The following is a 22,614-nucleotide window of genomic DNA, read 5'->3' as shown; positions in this document are numbered from 1 at the left end:
GGCGGCTCGTGCCCGCCGCGTGCCCCGACGCATTCGCCCCGTCGACGTATCCAGGACGACCGACGCCTCGTTAGCCTTCACATGTTCAAGAAACTCGTCATCGTGTCCGCCCTGGCCGGAGCGGCACTCCTGGTTCCCGCCACCGCTCAGGCCGCACCCGCCGCCGGGAGCGACATCGGCCTCCCGCTGCTCGGTTCCTTCCCTCCCAGGGGCGATACCTACAGCTCCCTTCCTCGCAGGGGCGACACCTACAGCGCCGTCGAAGCCCTCCCGTTGCATGCCGTCGTCGGGGGTGTTCCCGTCAATTCCGACGCCCTGTCCTCGCCGGCTCCTCCCCTGAGGCTGGCGGACAGCACTCTGGCCGACCCTCTGTAGACCGATCCGGGCCACGGCGCACGCCGCCGACCCCTACCGGGCACCGCCGCTCACCACGGCGGTGCCCGGTTCCGTCTTTTGTGCCGCGTCAGTGGACACGGGCTCGGCGCACGCCTCGTGCCGTAGCCGTATCCGTATCCGTAGCCGCAGATCAACGGCCCCGCCGCCCCGCAGCCCGCAGCCCTGAAAACTTTTCGCGCCCTTCGTGTGGATACGCCCAAACGGGGCACTCCTCGCATAAGGAAAAAATCAGTTGAAGGTTCGTAGAGAAGGAAGCGACTGCGATGTCGTACTCACCTCAATCGAACGACCTCAGCGGCCACCCCGAGCTGGCCGAGATGCGGGAGCGGATGGAACGCACCGTCGCCAGCCCCCAAGCGGCCGCCATCGACGGAATGATCCTTCTCGCCGGCGTGTACGCGGCGATCTCGCCGTGGGTCGTGCACTTCGCCAACGTCGACCCGTTCATCACGGTCAACAACCTGATCGTCGGCATCACCGTGGCCCTGCTCGGGCTGGGGCTGGTTCTCTCGCCCGTGCGGATGTTCCGGCTGGCCTGGACCGTCGCGCCGGCGGGAGTCTGGCTTCTGATCTCGCCCTGGGTGGTCACGGCCGCGCACAGCGCGGGCGCGGGGATCATCTGGAGCAACTGTGTCGTCGGCGCGGTGACGTGCCTGCTGGGACTGGCGGCAGCGGGAATGACCGTCGGCATGAAGCGCCGCTCTTCGCAGTGACATGAAGCGCCGCCCTTCGTGGTGACACGTCACGTCCTGCTCCCAGCGGCTCGCTCCTGGTGAGCGGACAGTCCCGCCGGGCCACTCGTCGCCCGGGAAGAAACGCCAAGCGGCTCCGCAACCCTTGAGGATGCGGAGCCGCCGCGTCGTGCCGGGGGGGGGCGGGCCAGGCCGTGAGCCCATTGCCGTGCCAAGCCGTGACTGGGGGCGTTCCACTCTTCCGCGCCCCCTCCTCACCGCACGGTCAGCACCAGCTTCCCCGCGGTACGACCCGTATCGCCGAGCTCGTGCGCCTTCGCCGCGTCCGCCAGCTCGAACGTGCCGGCGATCTCGGCGCGCAGCCTGCCGTCGGCCGCGAGTCCGGCGATGGCCGCCATCCCGGCGTGGTCGTCCTCCACCAGCATGACTTCCGCCCGCACGCCGAGCCGGGCCGCCTCCTCGAAGAGCGCCGGGTTGCCGTCATCGAGCCGCAGGGAGACGAGGACACCGCCCGGGCGCAGGCTGCGCAGGCTGCGCAGGGAGCGGAGGGCGTGGACGCTGCCCTGGGAGTCGAGGACGACGTCGGCGTCGCGGACGGCCTCGGTGATGTCCGTGGTGCGGTAGTCGAGGACCTCGTCGGCGCCCAGGGCGCGCACGAAGTCGTGCTTGGGGGCGCTCGCGGTGCCGATCACGTACGCTCCGCGGGCCTTGGCGATCTGTACCGCGAGGTGGCCGACGCCGCCGGCCGCCGCGTGGATCAGCACCCGCTGCCCGGCTTCGAGGCGGGCGGTGTCGACCAGGGCCTGCCAGGCGGTGAGGGCGGCGAGCGGCAGGGCGCCGGCCTGTACGTGGTCGACGGCGGTCGGTTTGGGCGCGAAGGCGCGGGCGGGGCCCGTGGCGTATTCGGCATGCGTGCCCGCTCCGTACGGGTACGGCAGCATGCCGAAGACCTCGTCGCCCGGTTGGAAGAGGGTGACGCCCGGGCCGGTCGCCTCGATCACGCCGGAGACGTCCCAGCCGAGGACGAACGGCGGCTCGCCGAGGAAGAGCCCGGGCACACTGCGGTGCTTCCAGTCCGTGGGGTTGACCCCGGCGGCGTGGACCCGGACGAGGACCTCACCGGGCCCCGGCGTCGGCCGCGGCAGCCGGACCTCCTTGAGAACCTCGGGGCCGCCGAGGACGTCCTGGCTGATCGCGCGCATGGTGTTGATGTCGTTCATGCGCCCCAGCCTGCGGCGTTCGGCCGCCCGTCGGGAGTGGCATGAATGCCATGCACCGATAGGATCGTGCCATGCATCGTGTCGTCGTCCTGGCGCTCGACGGGGTCTATCCGTTCGAGCTCGGCATCCCGCAGCGCGTCTTCGGCACCGCGGACGGCCGCTACGAGGTGCTCACCTGCACGGCCGACGGCCGCCCGGTGCGTACCTCCGCGGACTTCGTGATCACCGCCGAGAGCGGGCCGGAGGCACTGGCCACCGCGGACACGGTGGTCATCCCGCCCTACGCGTCGGCTCCCGCCTCGGCCCGGCTCCCGGCACCGGTGGCGGACGCGCTCGCGCTGATCCCGGCCGGCGCGCGCATCGTGTCCATCTGCACCGGCGCCTTCACGCTCGCCGCGGCCGGTCTGCTCGACGGGCGCCCGGCCACGACGCACTGGAAGCTGGCGGCCCGGTTCCGGGAATTGTTCCCGGCGGTGGCCCTCGACGCGGACGTGCTGTTCGTCGACGACGGCGACGTCCTCACCTCGGCCGGGGCCGCGTCCGGCGTGGACGTGTGCCTGCACCTCGTACGCAAGGACCACGGCAGCGAGGTGGCGACCCACGTCGCACGCCGGTGCGTGGTGCCGCCGTGGCGGGACGGCGGACAGGCGCAGTACATCGAGCAGCCGGTGCCGGAGCCGTCCGCGACCGGGACGGCGGCGACGCGGGAGTGGGCGCTCAGACGGCTGGACGAGCCGCTGACGCTGACCGACCTCGCCGGGCACGCCCGGATGAGCCTGCGGACGTTCGCCCGCCGGTTCAGGTACGAGGTGGGGATGAGCCCGGGGCGATGGCTGATCCAGCAGCGGGTCGCCCGGGCGCGGGAACTGCTGGAGTCCAGCGATCTGCCCATCGAGCGGATCGCCGGCCGGGTGGGCTTCGCGACGGCCGCGTCGCTGCGCCAGCACCTGCACGCCGCGATCGGCGTCTCACCGCAGGCGTACCGCCGCACCTTTCAGGCCGCGAGCGACCGCTGACCTCTCCCGGACCGCCACCATGCTCAGCGGGTGCTTGAACGACTCCCGTACGTCGCGCTGTTCAATTGACTCGACAACCGATCCCCTGAATTGCAGCACCAGGAGAATTGGCCTTAGCTGGACGTACGGGACGGACGAGCCGACCTCCTCGAAGGACTCGCACCCAGTGCGTTGCGGATCCCTCAACCGATATGACGTCGCCTCCGACAAGGTCGATCTGGGATAGCCGACTCCGAGTACGTGCGTCACGACATGGCGGCGGATCGCGTCGATCCCGGCTGTCCGAAGCCGATTTCCGCAGACTGGCCAGGTCTGCCCCAGGCCCCGCCCTCCTGGCATCTGACATCTCCCCGGGGCACCCAGCGCACTGATGGCACACGGCCCTGACGAGTGCCGGCCGCAGTGGTCACTCCGGCCCCCCGTCGAATCCCCGCCGTCGAATCGTTTTACCCGCTCGCTTGCGCCCTGGCTCTTTTGACGACAGCGCGTCTTACCCCACTCGCAGGAGGCAACGATGAGTGACCATCACGGGCACCTTGGCGGTCATGGTCATGGTCCCGGCCATGGCGACACGACCGGCGTCCACGGCATGCTGCTGTTCGGCCGAGAGGTGTTCTATCTGTCGCATCTACCGATGTTCGGCGGCGCGCATAGCTGCCAGATGCTTCTAGAGGTGGAACTGGAGGACGACGCCCGCGCCGCGCTGGTCTCCCACCGCCACGCCATACCTGACGAGCAATACGACACGTTCGTCCCCGAACCCTTTCCGATCGCGGACCTCGATCCGGCGGCCGGCGGCCCGATGAGGACATCGATCACGGGATCGATCTTCTGCGGCCACTTCGAGCGCAAAGGCGGACGGCGCCAGCCCCTGGTCAGGGGCGCGGTGGCGACCGTCCGGCGCGTCGTGTACTTCGGTTGGCTCGACCCGAACGCGACGTCCGACGGGTCGGAGCCGCTGACGGACCTGTGCTTCGGGCACGGAGACCGGCTGTACTTGGCGCACCGGATCACCAACAGGCCGAGCTACGACCAGATCCTCGCAGTCCATGCAGTCCCCGAAACGGCGACGAACGGGCTCGGAGAGCCACTGCCCGATGACGCGGCCACGATGGAGAGCTTCTTCGCGGAGGCCTTCGCAGAGGCTGACCCGGTATCGATCGGCGGCCACACCGAGAGCCCCGAACGGCGTTTGACGGCCCCCGAGCTCGTCGATGGCGCGTTCTTCCAGACCGCACCACCCAGCGGATTCCATGGCTTCAACGCCCAGTTGAAGGTGGAAGAGGAGATCTACCTCGAAATCAAAGAACTGGCCTGACGTCAGGGTCTGGACGGCAGGGCCTGGCGGGCCCCTCCGAATACCCTGGGGTCCGGTGCGTGCCAGACCAGCGCGGACACGTCGCGGCCGAACGCGAGCGGTCAACTCCGGCCCTGATCGGCACGCTGACCTCTGCTCTCGACGTGGGCCGTGCTCCTGTCGCGCCGTACCGTCTTGCGTGCCCTGTCGGGCATCTCTCCGCCCAAGCCCCCAGGTGCCGCGCGTGGTTGGATCGACCACTGCCCGCCGCAGGGGGGCATCAACGTGTACGTGCTGCCAGACCGCCGAGGTCCATCGCCCGACATACGAGACTTCCTAGAAGGAACTGATCGTTGAACTCCAAACACTCTGAACACTCCGAACACTCCGTCACGATTCGTCCCGCTGCCGCCTCGGACGCCGCCGCGATCACCGAGGTCTTCCTCGCCTCCCGCGCGGCGTCGATGCCCTACTTGCCGCGCATTCACAGCGACGAGGACACCCTCGCCTGGATCACTCACGTGATGCTCCCGGACAGCAGCGCGTGGGTGGCGGAAGACGGCGCGACCCAGGAAATCCTCGGGTTCGCCGCTCTGGAAGACGGCGTGCTGGAGCACCTGTACCTGCGGCCCGACGTGCGCCGCCACGGGATCGGCAGCAGCCTGCTGGCCGAGGTGCGCGCCGCCGCCCCCGACGGCCTTTCCCTGCACGTCTTCCAGCGCAACGAGGATGCGATCGCCTTCTACACCCGTCACGGCTTCGAACTGGTAGACACCAACGACGGCAGCCGCAACGAGGAGAACGAGCCCGACGCGACCTACCGCTGGACCCCGGCCGCCTGAGACCGCCCAGTAGTTCCGTACATCTGGATGGTTTCCTGACGATGTGGGCCGGGGAACGCGTCCGGTTGCCCCACCTGCGAGCGAGGCCCCCGCCGAGCGGAGGCGAGGTACTGGTGGACGGGCTGCCGCTCAGCTAACCGGGGACGGGACACCCCGCCGCACACGACGACCGGGCGAGGAGGAAAATGACGCCATGGCAAATTCTGTAGGAGCGAAGGCAGTTGTGGTAGCAATCGCCGGGCTCGGCGTGGTCGCGGCGCTCGCCGTGCTGTGGGTCTTCGGCATCTTCGCGTACGTCTGGATCGACTGATCGCCCACCGTTGCCGGAACCGGTTCATCACCACCGACGTCATCACCACTCCGGCACCGGTCTACGATGCCAAGTCCCTTCCCACAGTCACTCTCGGCTGGGCCACCGGAACTTGTTGCCGGCCGAGCACTTGGTCGGGCCCGCTCAGACGCCACCACGTGGACGCAGCGCAGGTCGCTCACCGAGGGACCCTCACACACCCATGCGGCCTTCCGCGCCTCAACCCGTGCGTCATTGCTGCGGTCAGCCTCGTGTGCCGCCGTCCTCGCGGTTGCTTGCCAGTTGTCAGCGTTGGCCACAAGGCACTGGGCTGCCTCAGTCGCATGGTTGGTGGCGAGCGAGACCCGACGTGGGTGTGGCGTTGGACGCTGCGACGCCCCTGGCGGTGTGTGGATCCTTGAGCGCGTTGGCGAAGGTGAGCAAGTCGTCATCGGTGGCTTTCGGCAACTCTGGCACTGATTTTCTGGGCTCGTGACGCAACGTCATCGGGTTTCGTCATCATGTATGGCGTGTGATCTTCGGGGGCTTGAAGTGTTGTTGCCGTATCTGGCCGGCCTTGTCTCGGTGGATGAGGTCGAGCGGGCGCCGGGTGTGATCCGTATCGTCGCGTGGGCGCGAGCCTCTGAGGGGCTGTGCCCGGCGTGTGGCACGGCCTCCTCGGGTTTGCACGGCCGCTATGAGCGGAGCCTGGGCGACAGCGCGATGGGTGGCTCGGCAGTCGTCATCCGACTGCGTATTCGCCGGTTCTTGTGCCGGAAGCCTGAGTGCGCCGCGGTCACGTTCGCCGAACAGCACTGGTTTCGCGACGGCAGGCCGGGCCGTCCGTGTCCGCGCCCGTGTGCGGTCTGAGCCATACGGTTGAAGAACCCGAGGGCGGCGGCACCGGGGCGGGGCGGCTGGATTGCCGGAGCGCCTCGGTGCAAGCTCGATGCGGCCAAGGGCTGGCGGACAACGGCCCGCGTGAGCGATGGAGGTCGAGCGTGAGCAGCGAAAACAATCAATTCATTGCCTTGGGACCCGCAGACATCGGGTTCAAGACGAACGCCACACGAATCACCACAGGAGCGGAGATCCACGGCAAGCTCGCCGGCGTCGTGGGAAGGTGTCAGGGAACCAACGGCGACGGGGTGATCGGATTCGGAAGCGGCACCACTGGAGCCGGTGTCAATGGACAGTCCAACGCGCGGGACGGCAACGGCATCGTTGCGGACGCGCATACCGGCTCCCAGGCGTTCGCCATCTGGGCCAGGTCGCGCTCGGGACTGGCGGCGCGCTTCGACGGTCCCGTCCGTATCAACGGAGCCCTCACGGTCACCGGGGCCAAGTCGTCCGCCGTTCCGCTTGCAGACGGAAGCCTGCGACTGCTGTATGCGGTGGAGAGCCCGGAGAGTTGGTTCGAGGACTTCGGGTCCGGCCGGCTCGACAACGGCGTCGCGGAAGTCTCGCTGGACGAGACCTTCCAGGCCGTCACGGGCAACGGCGAGTACCACGTCTTCCTCACGGAGTACGGGGACAACAACGCGCTGTACGTGAGCGACCGGACCGGCTCGGGGTTCACGGTGCGCTCGAGGACACCATCGGCCGGCGGTGAGTTCAGCTACCGGATCGTCGCCAAGCGGGGTGACATCGACGGCGCGCGGTTCGCTGAGGAGCCGGCGATGGAGAAGCCGGTGGGAGACGACTACAAGGGCGCCCCGCCCGAGGCTCCCGTGGCGCAGTAACCGCCGGGGAACCGCGTCGGGCGCTGACTCGCCAGTGCCCGGCGGCGGGCAACACGGCCCACGCGGTCATGCCTTTGACGGGCATACCCAGCATCCGAGCCATCCGAGCCATCCGGGCCCCAGGGCATAAGAACCGGCGAATACGCAGTCGGATGACGACTGCCGAGCCCCCCATCGCGCTGTCGCCCAGGCTCCGCTCATAGCGGCCGTGCACAGGTTGCCTCCCCTCAGCGGCACCGCCGGTCACCCGAGCCATCGCTCGTCCGCGTGTGTGTGGGGGAGCGGGAGTGGTTCCTTTATGGTGTCGTGATGCGACTTGTTCCCTGGTGGACCTTGGTGTCGTCGGGATGCGCGCCCGTCGTCCTGGTTGGTGCCTGGGTGATCGCGGCGCTGCTCCAGGGGCCCGGCTATGAGCCCGTCACTCAGACGATCAGCGTCCTGGGGGCCGACGGCGCTGCCGGGAAGTGGGTCTTGACCGGCGCGCTGATCGCCCTCGGTGTCTGTCATCTGGTCACCGCTTGGGGCCTGCGGGTGGCTTCGCTCGCCGGACGTGTGGCGTTGGGGGCCGGTGGCCTGGCGGCGATCGTGGTGGCGCTGTCCCCGGAACCCAGCAGTGGCGGCTCCCTCGGGCACGGTTTCGTGGTCGCGGTCGGCTTCACGCTCCTGGCGGTATGGCCGGTCCTGGCCGCGGATCGTGGCAAAGCCGCGCCATGGGCACTGCGGCCCGCGGTGTCGATCACGGTGACCGCGCTGATGGGGCTGGGTGCAGCATGTTTCTTGATCGAGCTGCGGGGCCACGGTGCCGCCGGTGTCGCGGAACGCGTTCTGACGACCGCGCAGTCCCTGTGGCCGTTTGTGGTCGTCGCTTCCTGTCTGCGTCAGCCCCGCTCGCCATGAACATCCGGCTCCGGAATCCAGGTCCGATACGACGATTGGGTCGTCCTGCACACCGGGATGCAACGCATCGACAACGGCCCTCGGGGGACCACCCGCACCTCTCGTCGGTGATGCTCACGGGCGTGTCGGTGCGCGGGCCGCCCTCAAGGCACCGGCGGGATCCGGCCAGAGCGCTCGGTGCCCTGACCGTTGGGGCCGGTGCATCACCATGGCACCGGATCGTTCGGTGCAAGGGGAGGAACGCCTGTGGGTGATCACAGCAAGCCGGACAAACCGCTGAGCGAGGGAACGCCACCGCCCGGCAACTCGGACGGGAAGGTGGAGGCCTCCACCATCACTCAGGTCACTGACGGCCTGCCCAGCTCCAGCCTGTCATGTGAGGATGTCGTCGCCGACATGCTGGACTCGCTGATGCTGGAGCCAGGCCACGCCACACTGGAGCTGGGCGCCGCGACCGGCCGCAACGCCCGGCTCCTCGCGAAGCGCGCCGGACCGGGGCGTGTCGTAAGCGTCGAGTACGACCGGCGGTTGGCGTCCGCAGCGGCCGCCAACCTCGCGGCGACGGGCGGCGGCGTCGACGTGCTTACCGGTGATGGCGCGCTCGGCGCTCCGGGCGCCGGGAAGTTCGACAGGGTCATCTCCACGTACGCCGTTGACGAGGTGCCGTGGGCCTGGGTGGAGCAGACTCGCCCCGGCGGCCGCATCGTGACCCCCTGGGGCCGGCTAGGGCACGTCGCGCTGACCGTCGCTCCGGATGGCCGGTCGGCGTGCGGCTGGGTCCAAGGGATGGCGACGTTCATGCCCGCTCGGTGAACCGACCAGGGGCTGACCTGTGAGCAGGTCCGCGAGAGACAGCCACTCGCCACAGAAAGCCTGTTCGGCAGGGACCTAGGACAGCTCCATCAAGACGCCAGTCTGCTGTTCGTTCTGCGGGTCATCCATCCCGACATCAAGGTCCGCACCGTTGCCGCCGCCGAGGCTGTGATCGCCTGGGTGCATGACGGCCGTTCCTCGTGGGCGATGATCGAGGCGGAGGGCGGCTCGGCGACCGCCCGTCAGGGTGGCTCGCGCTGCCTGGCCGTCGAGCTGGATGCAGCCTGGCGTGAGTGGGAAGAGGCCGGAGCCCCGGGGCTGTACGACTTCGGGATGACACGCACCATCGGAGAGCAGTACGTCTGGGCGCTCGATCCCAAGACTGGCCCACGCTGGCTGCCCGGAAGCCAGATCGCTCGGGCCGCATAGCACCAAGGGGGAGAGCGGCCGGGTGGCTCCTCTGGTGCGAGAACGCTGATTCCTGCGGCAGTGTGCCGACCCCGGTGCGCTCGCGCTGACGTTCGGTACCGCGCGGCCCGAATGGGACAGCGAGTCCACCCACGACGGTGAATGTCCCTACAGGGCTTCACGGTTGGGCGGTCGCACACCGTATGGCGAGACGACTGCGCAAGGGGCACTGCGCAGTCGTGCGCACGGACACGCATCCCGCCACAGCACGGGTGGAGCCGATCAAGTGAGGTCTGCCACAGTCACAGTGGAGCGATTACGGGAGAGTGCACGAGGTGGCAGGCCACTCCTCAACCTGCGTGAACAGCAAGGTTTTTGGCGCTGACCCACATCGGGACGCCCTTCGGGTGCGCGACCGCGTAATCGACCGCGGTCTTCAGGAGGGAGCCGGATCCTCACGCGCCGCTGTCGTCGTTCTTCTTGAGGGTCTCGAATGCCGTGCACAGGAGCCGGATGCTTCGCCGGAACTTCTCGTCCTGGCTCAGCCGGGGCATCTGCTCCATGACGAGGGGGAAGCGCGCGCGCAGCTCGGCGCAAGCCTCCACGGTGACATTCGGCACCTGGGGTTCGGCATGCTCCTGGAGTACGAAGCCCGTGACGTGGCTGAGGAGGGTGTCGGCCGCGATGCCGCAGTGCTCGGTGGGGACGCCGGCGTCGAGAAGGGTCTTGAGGAGGCGCTCCATCAGGGACAGGCTGCCGGTGCTCAGTGTTCTGGGGCTGTCGGCCAGCAGGAGCGCGCCGCCCGGGTGCTGCTGGATGCTCCGGCGCAGTGCTGCGGCTTGAACCTCGATCTCTTCCTGCCATGTCGCCTCGGGCGGGAGCGCGGCCAGGGCGGTGCTGCCGCCGTCGTACGCATGCCGGCAGACGCGGTCGGCCATCAGTGCAAGCAGTTCGTCCTTGCTGCGCACGTGGTAGTAGAGGCTGCCCGCGTGGACGCCTAGCCGCTCGGCCACTTGGCGCATGGACAGGCCGTGGTATCCGGTCTCGGCGAACGTGGCCATGCCGGCGTCGAGGATCCGCTCCCTGGTGAGCTTCATGGGGACACCGTAGCAACTTTTCAAACGCCGTTTGAAAACGTGTGCTAGCGTCACCGCCGACCGATTTCGAACACTGTTGGAAGAGGGTTCCGGGGGACATGGGCGGACTGCTGTTCAACGCGACCACGGCCGCGTTGATGGTGATGATGATCAATAGTGGGATCGGCGCGGTGGGGCGCGACTCGCTGCGCGGGCGGCCCGTCCCGTGGGTCGCGGTCGGCTTGACCGTGCTGGCGGTGGCCGGTGTCGTCCTGCAGATGTGCTGGGCAGGGGCGATGGCCGCGCTCGACGACGATCCCGCCGAGACCGGCTGGTGGCGGGTGTTCACCTCGGTCTTCATGCAGAACGGCGGCGTCGCCGGCGCGATCTGGAACATCGCCACCCTCGCCCTCGTGGCTGCGCTCGCGCAGTGGCTATGGGGCGGCCCGCTGACGCTGCTCCTCTTCGTCGCCGGAATCCTCCTTCCCGCGCGGATCGACGCCCTGCTCGGCCTGGACGGAGGCCCCACCGCCGACCCTCGCAACTTCGCGGGCAGTTCCGGCGCTACCTACTTCCTGGGGGCGACCCTGGCCGCAGCCCTCCTGACGCGCACCCGGAAGAGGAAGGAGCAGGCCCTCGCGGCCGGCGTCCCGGCACTAGGGCTGCTGATGTGGTGCACACAGGACAACGGCCACGGCCTCGTCGCCGTGTACGGCTTCGCGCTCGCAATCCTCATCTGGGCGGTACTGCGCTGGACGCCGCGCTCGGGAACGCTGCAAGCCGCGGGGGAGTCCGGGCCCCGCGGCGCCCGCAAACTCACGCCTCCACATCGAGCAATCAGCGGCACCCCGGTGGAGCGCCGTAGACCTTGAAGTAGCAGTCATAGGAGCCTTGACTGCCGCCGTCGATTCGGATGACTGTCGTGTACTCGTTCGGCCCGTGACTGCCTTGCACCGGCAGTCGCTTCCACGCTCTCTGTTCCGCCTTTGGAGGAATCTCATGGGGCAGGACATACAGTTCGTCCGGGTGACGCCGGCGGAATTGGAGCGGGCGGAGCAGGATCCGGACTGGGCGGAAGAGCTGGTCGTCGAACGCAGTGAGGAAGGCGAGGAAGACGACGACCTGGACAGGATGAGGGCAGACGAGATCTACCCCGGCCACGGCTATTGGGACCGCGACGGGAACGGTCTCGATTACCTGGAGGGCGCTTTCCAGACCCTGCTGCATTTCTTCACCACCACCGCGGCCGCAGGCTCCGCAGCGATCCGGGAACTCAGTTTCTGAACGGCCGAACAGCTACGCCCCCGCCCCCGGCTGAGACGGGGCGCTGGCAGGGGTGGGTCAGAGGGCTCAGGCACTCGCCCGAGCCCGAGGCCGAGACCGAGCCCGAGCGCAGTCGCGCCGCGCCACGCCGTGCGGGAAGGTCGGCGTCGCGCTCGTCCACCACCACCGCCGGTGTCGGGTCCTCCACTCGGCCCGCTGTGACAGCCGATCCACCCGCCCGCGGCCGACCCGCCGACCTCTAAACGTCTATATTTCGCCACTGGGGACCCACCCCGCGTTCCGGCCGTCGGCCTCCGGGCCCGCCCGGACTGTCACACTCCGTTGCCGCGCCCTCACACAGATCAAGTCCGCGCCCGTCATGATCCATAACGCTCGTTCGGCGACTGGTGCGAAGCGTCGGCAATGCGGCGGTGTTCGCTCAACGGGTTGCTCGGTTCGAATAACGATCCGATCACCGCAACGGGCGATTTGCCGGGTCGTGTGAGATTTCTCCGATTTGCCCTGTGGCCTGCGTCACGCTGGCTGGTTTTCGCCCGTGGTACATCTTCTCGACCACCTGACGGACGTCACCCATGTCCGCGTAGGGGGCGCTTGAGTCGGCCGATCGCCGGCATGCAACTCCATCAGTATCCGGGGGGATCGAGACCCGATCCGTCGCCAAGCAAGGCGCGGGTCGGCATGGAGCGGAAAGGGCGCACCACACATGACCTCAACGCAGGTCGGCAAGAACCTCGGCGACGGCAATGGGGCCTCAGGCACCACACCGGAAGAGGGTTACGAACGAGGTCTTGGCAGTCGCCAAGTCCAGATGATCGCCATCGGCGGCGCCATCGGCGTCGGCCTCTTCCTGGGCGCGGGCGCGAACATCGCCAAGGCCGGGCCCAGCCTCATCCTCATGTACGCCCTCGCCGGCGTGATCGTCTTCTTCATCATGCGGGCGCTGGGCGAGCTGCTCCTCTATCGCCCCGTGTCGGGTTCCTTCTCGGAGTACGCCCGCGAGTTCCTCGGTCCGTTCTTCGGGTTCGTGACGGGCTGGACGTACTGGCTCATGTGGGTCGTCACCGGCATGGCCGAGCTGACGGCCGCCGCGATCTACGTGAACTTCTGGTTCCCGCAAGTACCTCGATGGGCCACCGCGCTGGTCTTCCTGGTCGTGCTGTACGTGGCGAACCTGATCTCGGTGAAGATCTTCGGCGAGATCGAGTTCTGGTTCTCGATGGTCAAGGTCACCGCGCTCATCGGCATGATCGTCATCGGTATCGGTGTCGTCACCTTCGGCTTCAGCCAGGCGGGGGACGCCGCCGCGGTCTCCAACATCTGGGCCCACGACGGGATCTTCCCCAAGGGCGTCGGCTCCAGCCTCATGACCCTCCAGGGCGTCATGTTCGCCTACCTCGCCGTCGAGCTCGTCGGTGTCACCGCGGGTGAGTCCGAGAACCCCGAGAAGACCCTGCCCAAGGCCATCAACACGCTGCCGTGGCGCATCATCGTCTTCTACGTCGGCGCGCTGAGCGTGATCCTCATGGTCGTCAAGTGGACCGAGTTCGAGCCCGGCGTCAGCCCGTTCGTGGCCGCCTTCGCGAAGATCGGCATCCCGGCCGGTGCGGCGATCGTCAACTTCGTCGTGCTGACCGCCGCGCTGTCGTCCTGCAACTCGGGCATGTACTCCACCGGCCGCATGCTCCGCGACCTCGCCGCCAACACCGAGGCCCCGAAGGCCCTCGGCCGGCTGAGCTCCAGCAAGACCCCGGCCGTCGCCATCACCCTCTCCGCCGCCCTCATGGGCATCGGCGTGGTCCTGAACTACGTCGTTCCGGAGAAGGCGTTCGGCTACGTCATGTCGGTGGCCACCGCGGCCGGCATCTGGACCTGGCTGATGATCCTCATCACCCACATCCTCTACCGCCGCGCGGTCGTCGCCGGCCGCCTGCCGGCCTCCTCCTTCCCGGCGCCGGGCGGATCGCTGTGTAGCTGGATCGCCGTGGTGTTCCTGCTCATGGTGACCGTGCTGATCGCCATCGACCCGGACAGCCGCGTGTCGCTGTACGTGGGTGCCGGCTGGGCCGTGTGCCTGGCGGTCGGCTGGGCCATCCTCAAGGCCCGCAACCCGCACATCGCGGCGAAGGGGACGTCCCAGGACAAGGAGCTGGAGACCGCCGGACAGCCCCGCGGCTGAACGGTACGGGCTCTAGAAGCCCCGACAGACGGCTCCTGACGGCCGTCCGTCACCTCCCCGACGGGGCGGCCCAGGCACAGCCGCCTGGGCGCCCCGTCGGCTTTGAACGGCGGGCCCGCCGATGCGCATGGCGGGAGGCGGTGGCGACGAGCAGACGCAGCCTGGCAGCGGATCGTCAGCGGCTGGGCAGCGACTCAGCAGCGACTCAGCAGCGCCTCAGCAGTGCCTCGGCGGTGATGGACGTGGGCCGTGAGCAGCCGCGAGCAGCCCGGAAAATCCGGCCCGCCGCCCCCGGCCCGCCGCCCGCCGGCTACGAGAGCCTGGCGCGGGCGTTCTCGGCCCGGGCGAAGCCGTTGGCCGTCTCCGACCGCTCCGCCGTCCACCCCCTCCCAGCGGCACGTGAGCCAGTCCTGGAGCCCGCACACAGTCCGCACGACACACCACACGACCCGTCCCGACCCGACAGCCCTGCCGCCCGCCCTGGTCGCCGGGGCCCTGAGGGCGAGGCCGTCAGCGCGCCGCCCAGCCCCCGTTCCATCGCTATCCCGCACGCACCTCACTCGGCCCGCGGATGGGCCGGGGGTGAGAACGCGGACGCCGCGACCCGTTCGGCCGTCTCGCGGAGCCAGATGTGGGCGGCGTCGTGTGTGTGCACCGGATGCCACCACAGGGCCTCCCGGACGGGTACGGCTTCGTAGGGGCACTCCAATGACGCGTACGGGAGCCACGCCACGCAGCCGGTCGGCGAGGAGTTCCTGGATGAGGGCGATGCGGCGGGTTCCGGCGACGAGCGAGGGCAGGGCCTGGAAGCTGTCGACGGAGACCTCCGTCCTGGGTTCGATGCCCGGCATGCCGAGCTGCCGGACCGCGGCCGCGTCGTACGTCCGCCGGTAGGTCACCCACGGCAGGCGGCGCAGGTCGTCGAGCGTGAGGTGTTCGCCCACGTCGGGATGGCCGTCGGAGACGAGGACACACCGCGACCACCCTCGGCCCCGTCCTCGGTTCGAGGTCGGCTCCATGGACGCCCTGGACCTGGCCGACGGCAAGCTGAACGGCATCGTGTCCTGGTATTCGGTCATTCACACCCCACCGCAGGACATGCCTTCGCACTTCGCCGAGTTCCGGCGGGTACTCGCGCCCGACAGTCACCTCTTGCTCGCCTTCTTCGAGTTCTTCGAGTCGGAGGGCGAGTCGGTCACAGCGTTCGACCACAAAGTGGCGACAGCGTACCGGTGGCCGATCGACGACCTCGCGGCGCCGGCCGGAAACGCTGGATTCATCGAAGTCGGACGGATGTTGCGCGAGCCGCGCGAGGAGGAACGGTACCGCCGGGGCCATCTGCTGATGCGCAAGGGCAGGCAACTCAGGTGACCGCCGCCCAACTGGCGGGCCCGACCGACGAGTCGTCGCCGTCGCAACCATCCCCAGCACCTGGTTCCCACAACTGGAGCCCGGGGGCCTCCTCAGCGGCGTACGCATCGCTCACCTGACAGGCGCCTACGCGAGCGCCCGCATCACCGGCGCAACATGCATCAGTGGCCGTTCGGTGGCCAGTTGGCAGCGACTGAGCCGCCGAAAGCCCCACGTTCGAACGGATCGGCCCGGCCGTCACTCATACGGGTGTCGGTCGGGCTGTGATCGTTTCCGGCTCTGTCGGTGTGATCAGGATGCTTCCACGAGGCGTTGGGGCCTGACGACCATGGAAGCTGTGTTGAGTCGACGGCACGAGAGTCACGTCGTGGAGGCTCCGCCCGGACTGCCGATGGCTCATGACCAGGTCCCAGCACACTGGTCCAAGGACAGACGTCCTGGGCAGGGCGAACGCAGGGAATGGCAGTGCACCTGACTCCGCATGAACAAGAACGTTTGATGATGCACGTGGCGGCCGATGTCGCCGAGAAGCGTCGGGCCCGGGGGCTGCGGCTCAACTACCCCGAGACGATGGCGCTGTTGATCGTGCATGTCCTTGAGGGGGCTCGGGACGGCAGGACCGTCGCCGAACTCATGTCTTCCGGGCGGAAGTTGCTGACCCGGGAGGAGGTGATGGAAGGCGTGCCCGAGATGATCGAGAACGTGCAGGTGGAGGCCACGTTCCCCGACGGCACAAAGCTGGTCGCCATCCACGACCCGCTCCCGGAAGCGGGCAAGGACGAAGAGTCGAACGTCTGGCCGGGGAAGACGGACTTCTCCCCCTTGAAGGGAGACAAGGTCGTGGCCTTCAACGAGGGCCGCAAGGTCACGGAGCTGAAGGTCAAGAACCCGGCGGACCGCCCCATTCAAGTCGGTTCCCACTACCACTTCGCCGAGGCCAACGACGGGCTGCAGTTCGACCGTGAGAAGGCGTGGGGCATGCGCTTGAACGTCCCCGCGGGTAGTTCCATGCGCTTCGAGCCCGGCATCGAGGAAAAGGTGGAGCTTGTGCCCATCGAGGGCGAGCAGGTGGTTCACGGTCTGCGCGGCAAGGTCGAGGGCCTGCCCGAGAAGATCGAGGGCTCGCTCAAAAAAACCAGGGGTTCGTTCGACGAGAAGCAGGTGTGAATTCCATGGCTCAGTGCCCCGACTGCTCCTGCTGCCAAGAAGAGCTGAAGTCCTTCGCCCCCCTGCCGCGCGCCGCCTACGCGGACCGGTTCGGCCCGACGACCCGCGACCGCATCCGCCTCGCCGACACGGCGCTGCAGATCAAGATCGAGGATGACTGGTCCGGCGGTCCTGGACGCAGTGGCAACGAGATGGTCTTCGGCGGTGGCAAGGTGATCCGGGAATCGATGGGACAGTCCATCGCGCCCCGTGACCCTGACGTCACCGACAAGGCCGCCGGCAGCCGTGTGCTGCCTCCTGACACCGTCATCACCGGCGTTGTCGTGCTGGACCACTGGGGCATCGTCAAGGCCGATGTCGCCCTCCGCGACGGCAACATCGTCGCGCTCGGCAAGGCGTACAACCCAGAGACCATGAACCCCCTGCACGAGAACGCCGACAGCCACAACGGCATCGGCCCGAAGCCCACCGACTTCGTCATCGGTCCGGACACCGAGGTCATCGCGGGCAAGGACAGGATCCTCACCGCCGGCGGCATCGACACCCACGTCCACTTCATCTGCCCCGACCAGGTCGGTGAGGCACTGGCCGCGGGTGTCACCACCCTTATCGGCGGCGGCACGGGACCGGCAGAGGGCAGCACCGCAACCACCGTCACGCCCGGAGCCTGGCACCTCGACCGCACCTTCGAGGCGCTGGACTCCTTCCCGGTCAACATCGGGCTGCTCGGCAAGGGCGCCACCATGTCGAAGAAGTCGATGGAAGACCAGGTGGACGCCGGCGCCATCGGCCTCAAAATCCACGAGGACTGGGGTGCCACCCCCGCCGTCATCGAACAGTGCCTGGAAGTCTGCGAGGAGACCGGCGTCCAGCTCGCACTTCACGCCGACTCACTGAACGAGGCCGGCTTCGTCCAGGACACCATCGACGCCATCAACGGCCGTTCCATCCACGTCTTCCACGTCGAGGGCGCCGGCGGCGGACACGCGCCCGACATGATCAAAATGGTGCAGGAGGGCAACGTACTGCCCGCCTCCACCAACCCCACCCGTCCTCTGACCGTCAACACGGTCAAGGAACACTTCGACATGGTGGTGGTCTGCCATCACCTCAACCCGAAGGTCAAGGAGGACCTGGCCTTCGCGGACTCCCGGATCAGGCCCTCCACGATGGCCGCCGAGGACATCCTCCACGACCTCGGCGCCATCTCGATCATGTCCTCGGACGCCCAGGCCATGGGCCGCATCGGCGAGATGATCATGCGCACCTGGCAGACCGCGCACGTCATGAAGGTACGCCGCGGCTTCCTGAAGGAGGACCTGCCCGAGGGCGAGAACAAGCCGAAGGACAAGGCGGAGCCGGAGGACAAGGCAGAGCCGGAGGACAAGACACCGGAGCCCGCGCCACCGCTCGCCGACAACAGGCGGGCCCGCCGTTACGTCGCGAAGTACACGATCAACCCGGCCATCGCCCAGGGCATCGACAAGGTGGTCGGGTCGGTGGAGACCGGCAAGCTGGCCGACCTGGTCCTGTGGGAGCCGAAGTTCTTCGGCGTCAAGCCGCACATGATCATCAAGGGCGGACAGATCGCGTACGCGCAGGTGGGCGACGCCAACGCGTCCATCCCCACACCCCAGCCGGTCCTGCCGCGCCCCATGTGGGGAGCCACCGGCCTGGCGCCCGGTGCCATCTCCTACAACTTCGTCACCCAACGGGCCATCGACAACTTCGCCGCCCAACACGCCGACGACGCCGCCGTCAAGGATGCCAACGGCAGTGGGCGACCCGAACGGCGCAAGCTGAACAAGCAGTTCAAGGCCATCACCAACACGCGCGGCGTCTTCAAGAAGGACATGAAGGAGAACAACGCCACCCCCAACGTCCGCATCGATGCCGACACCTACGAGGTCATTATCGGCGGCGCGAAGGTGACGGATGTGACGTCATTCGTCGATGAGGAGATCGTCGACCGGGCCTACGTCTCCGAACTGCCCATGGCGCAGCGGTATTTCCTCTTCTGAGCCCCTGAAGGCGCATCGTTCGCCGACGCGGTGAGCCAGAAGAACGAAGAAAGAGCGAAGAACGAACGAAGAAAGAATGGTGACCTGCGAACGATGAACCGCGCCGCGCTGTTCGTCCTGGCCGACGGTCGGTTCCCCGCGGGAGGGCACGCGCACTCCGGCGGAGCCGAACCGGCCGTGGCGGCGGGCCGTATCAGGGATGCGGACTCGCTGGAGGACTTCTGCCGGGGGCGGTTGCACACCGCGGGCCTGGTCGCGGCGGCACTGGCCGCCGCGGCCGCCGCCGGCCACGATCCGCTCGAACTGGACGAGGCCGCCGACGCCCGCACCCCGGTGCAGGCTTTGCGGAGCACCGCCCGCAAACTCGGGCGACAGATGATGCGGGCGGCCCGCGCCACCTGGCCGTCGGCCGAGCTGAACGCGCTGGCCGCGGCCCGGCCGCAGGGCGCGCACCAGCCGGTGGTCCTGGGCCTGGCCGCCCGGTCGGCCGGGCTTGAGCCGCTGGATGCCGCATATGCGGCGGCGTACGAAACCGTCAGCGGTCCGGCCACGGCAACGGTCCGGCTACTGAGCCTGGACCCCTTCGACGCCACCGCCGTCCTCGCCCGCCTCGCCCCCGACCTCGACCAGACCGCTGCCGCAGCCACCGCGGCCGCCGGACGCATTCCCGAGGAGGGGCTCGACGCGCTGCCGGCCGCCTCCGCGCCGCTGCTGGACATCACCGCACAGCAGCACGCCGCCTGGCCGGTACGCCTCTTCGCCTCCTGACAACCACGCCACGAGACGACATACACAACAGGAGTTACGTATGCACCTCGGTCACGATCTCGACGAGAAGTATCCCCACCGGCACACCTACAGCGTCGCCACCCCTGAACGTTCCGACGGCACCCGGCGCGCCTTGCGCGTCGGCCTGGGCGGGCCGGTCGGCTCGGGCAAGACCGCCACCGTCGCCGCCCTGTGCCGGGCGTTGCGCGCCGAGTTGTCCATCGCCGTGGTCACCAACGACATCTACACCCGCGAGGACGCCGAATTCCTGCTCCGCGAAGCCGTCCTGCCCGCCGAGCGCATCAAGGCCGTCGAGACCGGTGCCTGCCCGCACACCGCCATCCGGGACGACATCTCCGCCAACCTCGAAGCCGTCGAGGACCTGGAGGAAGAGGTCGGCCCGCTCGACCTCATCCTGGTGGAGTCCGGTGGCGACAACCTCACCGCCACCTTCTCCAAGGGGCTCGTGGACGCGCAGATCTTCGTCATCGACGTGGCCGGCGGCGACGACATCCCGCGCAAGGGCGGCCCCGGCGTCACCACCGCCGACCTCCTCGTCGTCAACAAGACCGACCTCGCCCCCTACGTCGGATCCGACCTGGAGGGCATGGCCCGCGACGCCAAGGTCCAGCGCGGCGAACTCCCCGTCGCCTTCACCTCCCTCAAGACCGAGGCCGGCGTCAAACCGGTCGCCGACTGGGTCCGCGAACGCCTCACCCACTGGACCGCAGGCCCCGCATGACCCTCACCGCCGAAGAAACCGTGCCGGCCACCCAACAGGCACCCGCCCTGGGCGTACGGGCCACCGCCCGCATCACGGCAGCCACCAGGGGCGGCACCACCACCCTGCCCGTCCTGGACGGCGACGGGCCTTTCGAACTCCGGCGCCTGCGCTCACTCGGCACCGAGGCACGCGTGTGCGTGGTCGGCGCCATGAGCGCCCCCCTCGGCGGCGACCGGCTGCGCATCGAAGCCACCGCCCAGGCGGGCGCGGTACTCCACATCACCTCCGCCGCCGCGACCCTCGCCCTGCGAGGCCCCACCCCCGAGCACGCCATCTACGACGTACACCTGACCGTGGCAGAGCACGCGGTGCTCCACTGGCTCCCCAAGCCGCTGATCTGTGCGGCCGGCAGCAATCTGCGGCAGACCTGGACCGTCGACCTCGCCTCCACCGCACGACTCGTACTGCGCGAAGAACAGGTCCTTGGACGCACGGGCGAACCACCGGGCCACGTGACGACTCGTCTCACCGTCCGACGCGGTGGGCACACTCTGCTGGACCAACAGGCCGCGTACGGACCGGGCGCTCCCGGCTGGGACGGCCCAGCCGTCCTCGCCGACCACCGTGCGGCCGGGCAACTCCTCGTCGTCGACCCGGACTTCGAGGACACACCTCCCGAAGTCCGCCTGCTCGGCGACGCACCGGAAGACGGCCAGGCAGTGCTGACGCCGCTCGCCGGCCCTGCCGCCCTGGTCACCGCCGTCGCCCCGGACGGCCTCCGCCTGCGTCACCTCCTCGACACCGCACACAGCACCTCCCGTCGTCCTGGACGCGCTAGGGGTTGAACCCACCTACCCCATCCACGCATCCACCCATCCATCCACCCACTCGGAGGCAGCCAGGACTTCGGTCGGCCCTGTGCGGTGGGGGACGTTGACGTGGTGGGCCTTCGGCACGGACCGGCTGGGTCCGTGCCGAAGGCCGCCTTCCGGCGCGGGACTCGCGTGCGGTCCGCGACCGGGCGCCTGCTGGTGGGCGCGGCACACTGTGGGGTCCACGCTCACCACAGTCGAGTCGATCAGGGCCCTCCACATCGGCATCCGTCTGGACTGCCACCCGGACTTTCTCCCAGGTGCGGTCCCCACCACCGCCCAGTCCCAGTGGCGTGAGCGGTCTTCCGCTTCCCGAAACACGTGGGCAAGTCCCGATGAGCGTCCAGCGCCGGTCACGCACCCATCGGACGCACCATCGGACGCACCCATCGGATGGTGCCTAGTGCCGTATCAAGCAACGTTTGCCCCGTCGGCGAGCGTGCGTAGGTACCGGTCGCCGGCGTGGTCGGTGCCGTCCAGGGTGAAGTAGCGCAGGGCTGCGATGCTGTTCTCCGCCTCCCAGGCTCCGACACGTTGGCGCCTCTTCGTGGTCAGGTGCGGGGAGAAGCTGTCGCAGACGATCACGATCAGCACCTCGGGGTCCTGGTCACTGAGCGCGCGACTTGGCCTTCCTGGCGCTCCCTGGCACTCCGCTCCTGCCAAGAGGGCCTCGCTCCCGCGCACGGGAGCTAGGCCCTCCAGTTCTGTCTTCTCAGCCGTTGGCCTTGGCCAGACAGTCCCGGTAGGCGTCCCGCTTCGGCCGGATGTCCTTGTTCGCTGCGGCCCTCGCGGAGATCGCGGTGTCCAGTTCGGTCTTGCGGGCTCCGACGTCCTTGGCCTTCGTCGCTTTCCGCGCGATATCGGCCTGTTCGCGCACCTGGCCGATCAGGTACTTGGCGGATTCCCTCGCCGCGTCATCGCGAGGGCCTTGGGGCTCGCTGGCTGCGTCGAGTGCCTTTTGTGCCGCGTTGGCCTCGGTGATGGCTGCATCCGCCGTGGCGGCGGCGTCGCCGCTCTGCGCCGTTTTGAACAGCTTGAGAGTCGCGTCGTAGACCGCTCTGCTGTCCGTGCGGACGGCCTGGAAGACGCCGAACAGCTTGCCCCCGATGTCGGCTGCCTTGTCGAGCTTGGCCTGGTCGGCCACGGCCTGGTCGTACGCCCGCTGGGCGGTGTCCTCGGCGGTTTCGGTGTCTTCCTGCTTGTCCTGGGCATTGAGGTAGGCGACGGCCTTGTGCGGACACGCCGGGGCATGCGCCGCGAGGGCCTGGGTGGGGGCGAGGACGGTCAAGGCGCAGACGGCCCCGAGGACGGCCCTGCACGCGGTTTTGATCTTCACGGATCGAGTCCCATGATCGGTTGGCCGGATTGCGCTTGATCAACCGACCCGCCGCCGCCGATGATGCGAACACCAGGTGGGAACATTCGTTCCCAGATTCCCCCAGGCGTCTCCCGGCCCGGCGCCTACCACAACCTTGCCACCCTCGGATCTGCGAGGAAGCGCCTAGCTCTGTCGAACAATCGGTCACCACGCTGGGGCGGTGCC

22 protein-coding genes and 2 pseudogenes are annotated in these 22,614 nt (G+C 68.7%); 19 read left to right on the top strand and 5 right to left on the bottom strand.

Going from position 1 to position 22,614, the window contains the following annotated elements; translation table 11 throughout:
* The first annotated feature begins 81 nt into the window (after window positions 1-81).
* Window positions 82-375, top strand: a complete 294-nt coding sequence (locus ACZ45Z_RS08605) for a hypothetical protein (protein ID WP_468358196.1) — start codon at window positions 82-84, stop codon at window positions 373-375.
* Window positions 376-659: 284 nt separating this feature from the next.
* A complete protein-coding gene (locus tag ACZ45Z_RS08600; protein WP_468358193.1) occupies window positions 660-1,109 on the top strand; it encodes an SPW repeat protein in 450 nt (149 codons plus the stop codon).
* A gap of 233 nt (window positions 1,110-1,342) precedes the next feature.
* On the opposite strand, the gene ACZ45Z_RS08595 is transcribed toward ACZ45Z_RS08600, so the two are convergent.
* Window positions 1,343-2,308 (bottom strand): NADP-dependent oxidoreductase, encoded by a 966-nt coding sequence (locus tag ACZ45Z_RS08595; RefSeq protein WP_468358190.1) that lies wholly within the window; start codon window positions 2,306-2,308, stop codon window positions 1,343-1,345.
* Window positions 2,309-2,379: 71 nt separating this feature from the next.
* On the opposite strand from ACZ45Z_RS08595, the gene ACZ45Z_RS08590 reads away from it, so the two are divergent.
* The 8 genes from ACZ45Z_RS08590 (at window position 2,380) to ACZ45Z_RS08555 (ending at window position 9,633) form a co-directional block, all read left to right on the top strand.
* Window positions 2,380-3,324: a GlxA family transcriptional regulator gene (locus ACZ45Z_RS08590; RefSeq protein ID WP_468358187.1), complete on the top strand. Its 945-nt coding sequence runs from the start codon at window positions 2,380-2,382 to the stop codon at window positions 3,322-3,324.
* Window positions 3,325-3,838: 514 nt separating this feature from the next.
* Window positions 3,839-4,642, top strand: a complete 804-nt coding sequence (locus tag ACZ45Z_RS08585; RefSeq protein ID WP_468358184.1) for a hypothetical protein — start codon at window positions 3,839-3,841, stop codon at window positions 4,640-4,642.
* 332 nt (window positions 4,643-4,974) lie between these two features.
* Entirely contained in the window at window positions 4,975-5,463 is a 489-nt protein-coding gene (locus ACZ45Z_RS08580; RefSeq protein WP_468358181.1) for a GNAT family N-acetyltransferase, read from the top strand.
* Between the two features lie 814 nt (window positions 5,464-6,277).
* Window positions 6,278-6,622, top strand: coding sequence for a transposase family protein (locus ACZ45Z_RS08575; protein ID WP_468358743.1), 345 nt, complete (start codon window positions 6,278-6,280; stop codon window positions 6,620-6,622).
* 131 nt (window positions 6,623-6,753) lie between these two features.
* The gene (locus ACZ45Z_RS08570; RefSeq protein ID WP_468358178.1) at window positions 6,754-7,494 is read left to right on the top strand and encodes a hypothetical protein; all 741 of its coding nucleotides are present in this window, start codon (window positions 6,754-6,756) and stop codon (window positions 7,492-7,494) included.
* 309 nt (window positions 7,495-7,803) lie between these two features.
* Entirely contained in the window at window positions 7,804-8,391 is a 588-nt protein-coding gene (locus ACZ45Z_RS08565) for a DUF998 domain-containing protein (RefSeq protein ID WP_468358175.1), read from the top strand.
* Window positions 8,392-8,637: 246 nt separating this feature from the next.
* Window positions 8,638-9,204: a methyltransferase domain-containing protein gene (locus ACZ45Z_RS08560; protein WP_468358172.1), complete on the top strand. Its 567-nt coding sequence runs from the start codon at window positions 8,638-8,640 to the stop codon at window positions 9,202-9,204.
* Window positions 9,205-9,384: 180 nt separating this feature from the next.
* Window positions 9,385-9,633 (top strand): hypothetical protein, encoded by a 249-nt coding sequence (locus ACZ45Z_RS08555; protein WP_468358169.1) that lies wholly within the window; start codon window positions 9,385-9,387, stop codon window positions 9,631-9,633.
* Between the two features lie 434 nt (window positions 9,634-10,067).
* Here the strand turns inward: ACZ45Z_RS08555 and ACZ45Z_RS08550 are convergent, their stop codons facing one another.
* Window positions 10,068-10,709, bottom strand: coding sequence for a TetR/AcrR family transcriptional regulator (locus ACZ45Z_RS08550; RefSeq protein ID WP_468358166.1), 642 nt, complete (start codon window positions 10,707-10,709; stop codon window positions 10,068-10,070).
* A 98-nt stretch (window positions 10,710-10,807) separates the two neighbouring features.
* Here ACZ45Z_RS08550 and ACZ45Z_RS08545 point away from each other — a divergent pair, with 98 nt between their 5' ends.
* The 3 genes from ACZ45Z_RS08545 (at window position 10,808) to ACZ45Z_RS08535 (ending at window position 14,148) form a co-directional block, all read left to right on the top strand.
* Complete coding sequence (locus tag ACZ45Z_RS08545; RefSeq protein WP_468358163.1) at window positions 10,808-11,560, top strand: hypothetical protein; 753 nt, start codon at window positions 10,808-10,810, stop codon at window positions 11,558-11,560.
* 127 nt (window positions 11,561-11,687) lie between these two features.
* Entirely contained in the window at window positions 11,688-11,972 is a 285-nt protein-coding gene (locus ACZ45Z_RS08540) for a DUF1877 family protein (protein WP_468358161.1), read from the top strand.
* 703 nt (window positions 11,973-12,675) lie between these two features.
* Window positions 12,676-14,148, top strand: coding sequence for an amino acid permease (locus tag ACZ45Z_RS08535; RefSeq protein WP_468358158.1), 1,473 nt, complete (start codon window positions 12,676-12,678; stop codon window positions 14,146-14,148).
* A gap of 556 nt (window positions 14,149-14,704) precedes the next feature.
* Here ACZ45Z_RS08535 and ACZ45Z_RS08530 read toward each other — a convergent pair.
* Window positions 14,705-15,116, bottom strand: a pseudogene (locus tag ACZ45Z_RS08530) (LysR substrate-binding domain-containing protein); the annotation flags it as partial.
* A gap of 22 nt (window positions 15,117-15,138) precedes the next feature.
* Here ACZ45Z_RS08530 and ACZ45Z_RS08525 point away from each other — a divergent pair.
* The 6 genes and pseudogenes from ACZ45Z_RS08525 to ACZ45Z_RS08500 form a co-directional block, all read left to right on the top strand.
* Window positions 15,139-15,519 (top strand): annotated as a pseudogene (locus ACZ45Z_RS08525) (class I SAM-dependent methyltransferase); the annotation flags it as partial.
* A gap of 459 nt (window positions 15,520-15,978) precedes the next feature.
* Complete coding sequence (locus tag ACZ45Z_RS08520) at window positions 15,979-16,686, top strand: urease subunit gamma (protein WP_468358155.1); 708 nt, start codon at window positions 15,979-15,981, stop codon at window positions 16,684-16,686.
* A gap of 5 nt (window positions 16,687-16,691) precedes the next feature.
* The gene (locus tag ACZ45Z_RS08515; RefSeq protein ID WP_468358152.1) at window positions 16,692-18,707 is read left to right on the top strand and encodes an urease subunit alpha; all 2,016 of its coding nucleotides are present in this window, start codon (window positions 16,692-16,694) and stop codon (window positions 18,705-18,707) included.
* Between the two features lie 93 nt (window positions 18,708-18,800).
* A complete protein-coding gene (locus ACZ45Z_RS08510; protein ID WP_468358149.1) occupies window positions 18,801-19,475 on the top strand; it encodes an urease accessory protein UreF in 675 nt (224 codons plus the stop codon).
* A gap of 40 nt (window positions 19,476-19,515) precedes the next feature.
* Window positions 19,516-20,217: an urease accessory protein UreG gene (ureG, locus tag ACZ45Z_RS08505; RefSeq protein WP_468358147.1), complete on the top strand. Its 702-nt coding sequence runs from the start codon at window positions 19,516-19,518 to the stop codon at window positions 20,215-20,217.
* Window positions 20,214-21,044: an urease accessory protein UreD gene (locus ACZ45Z_RS08500; RefSeq protein ID WP_468358145.1), complete on the top strand. Its 831-nt coding sequence runs from the start codon at window positions 20,214-20,216 to the stop codon at window positions 21,042-21,044. Before ureG ends, ACZ45Z_RS08500 begins: the two co-directional genes overlap by 4 nt.
* Window positions 21,045-21,482: 438 nt before the next feature.
* Here the strand turns inward: ACZ45Z_RS08500 and ACZ45Z_RS08495 are convergent, their stop codons facing one another.
* The gene (locus ACZ45Z_RS08495; RefSeq protein WP_468358142.1) at window positions 21,483-21,665 is read right to left on the bottom strand and encodes a hypothetical protein; all 183 of its coding nucleotides are present in this window, start codon (window positions 21,663-21,665) and stop codon (window positions 21,483-21,485) included.
* A gap of 118 nt (window positions 21,666-21,783) precedes the next feature.
* Window positions 21,784-22,407: a hypothetical protein gene (locus ACZ45Z_RS08490; protein ID WP_468358139.1), complete on the bottom strand. Its 624-nt coding sequence runs from the start codon at window positions 22,405-22,407 to the stop codon at window positions 21,784-21,786.
* Between the last annotated feature and the right edge of the window lie 207 nt (window positions 22,408-22,614).

Source organism: Streptomyces sp. NPDC031210 (genome assembly GCF_055570395.1).
Note: the sequence above shows the minus strand (reverse complement) of the source record. Positions and strands in the feature narration are given on the sequence as shown.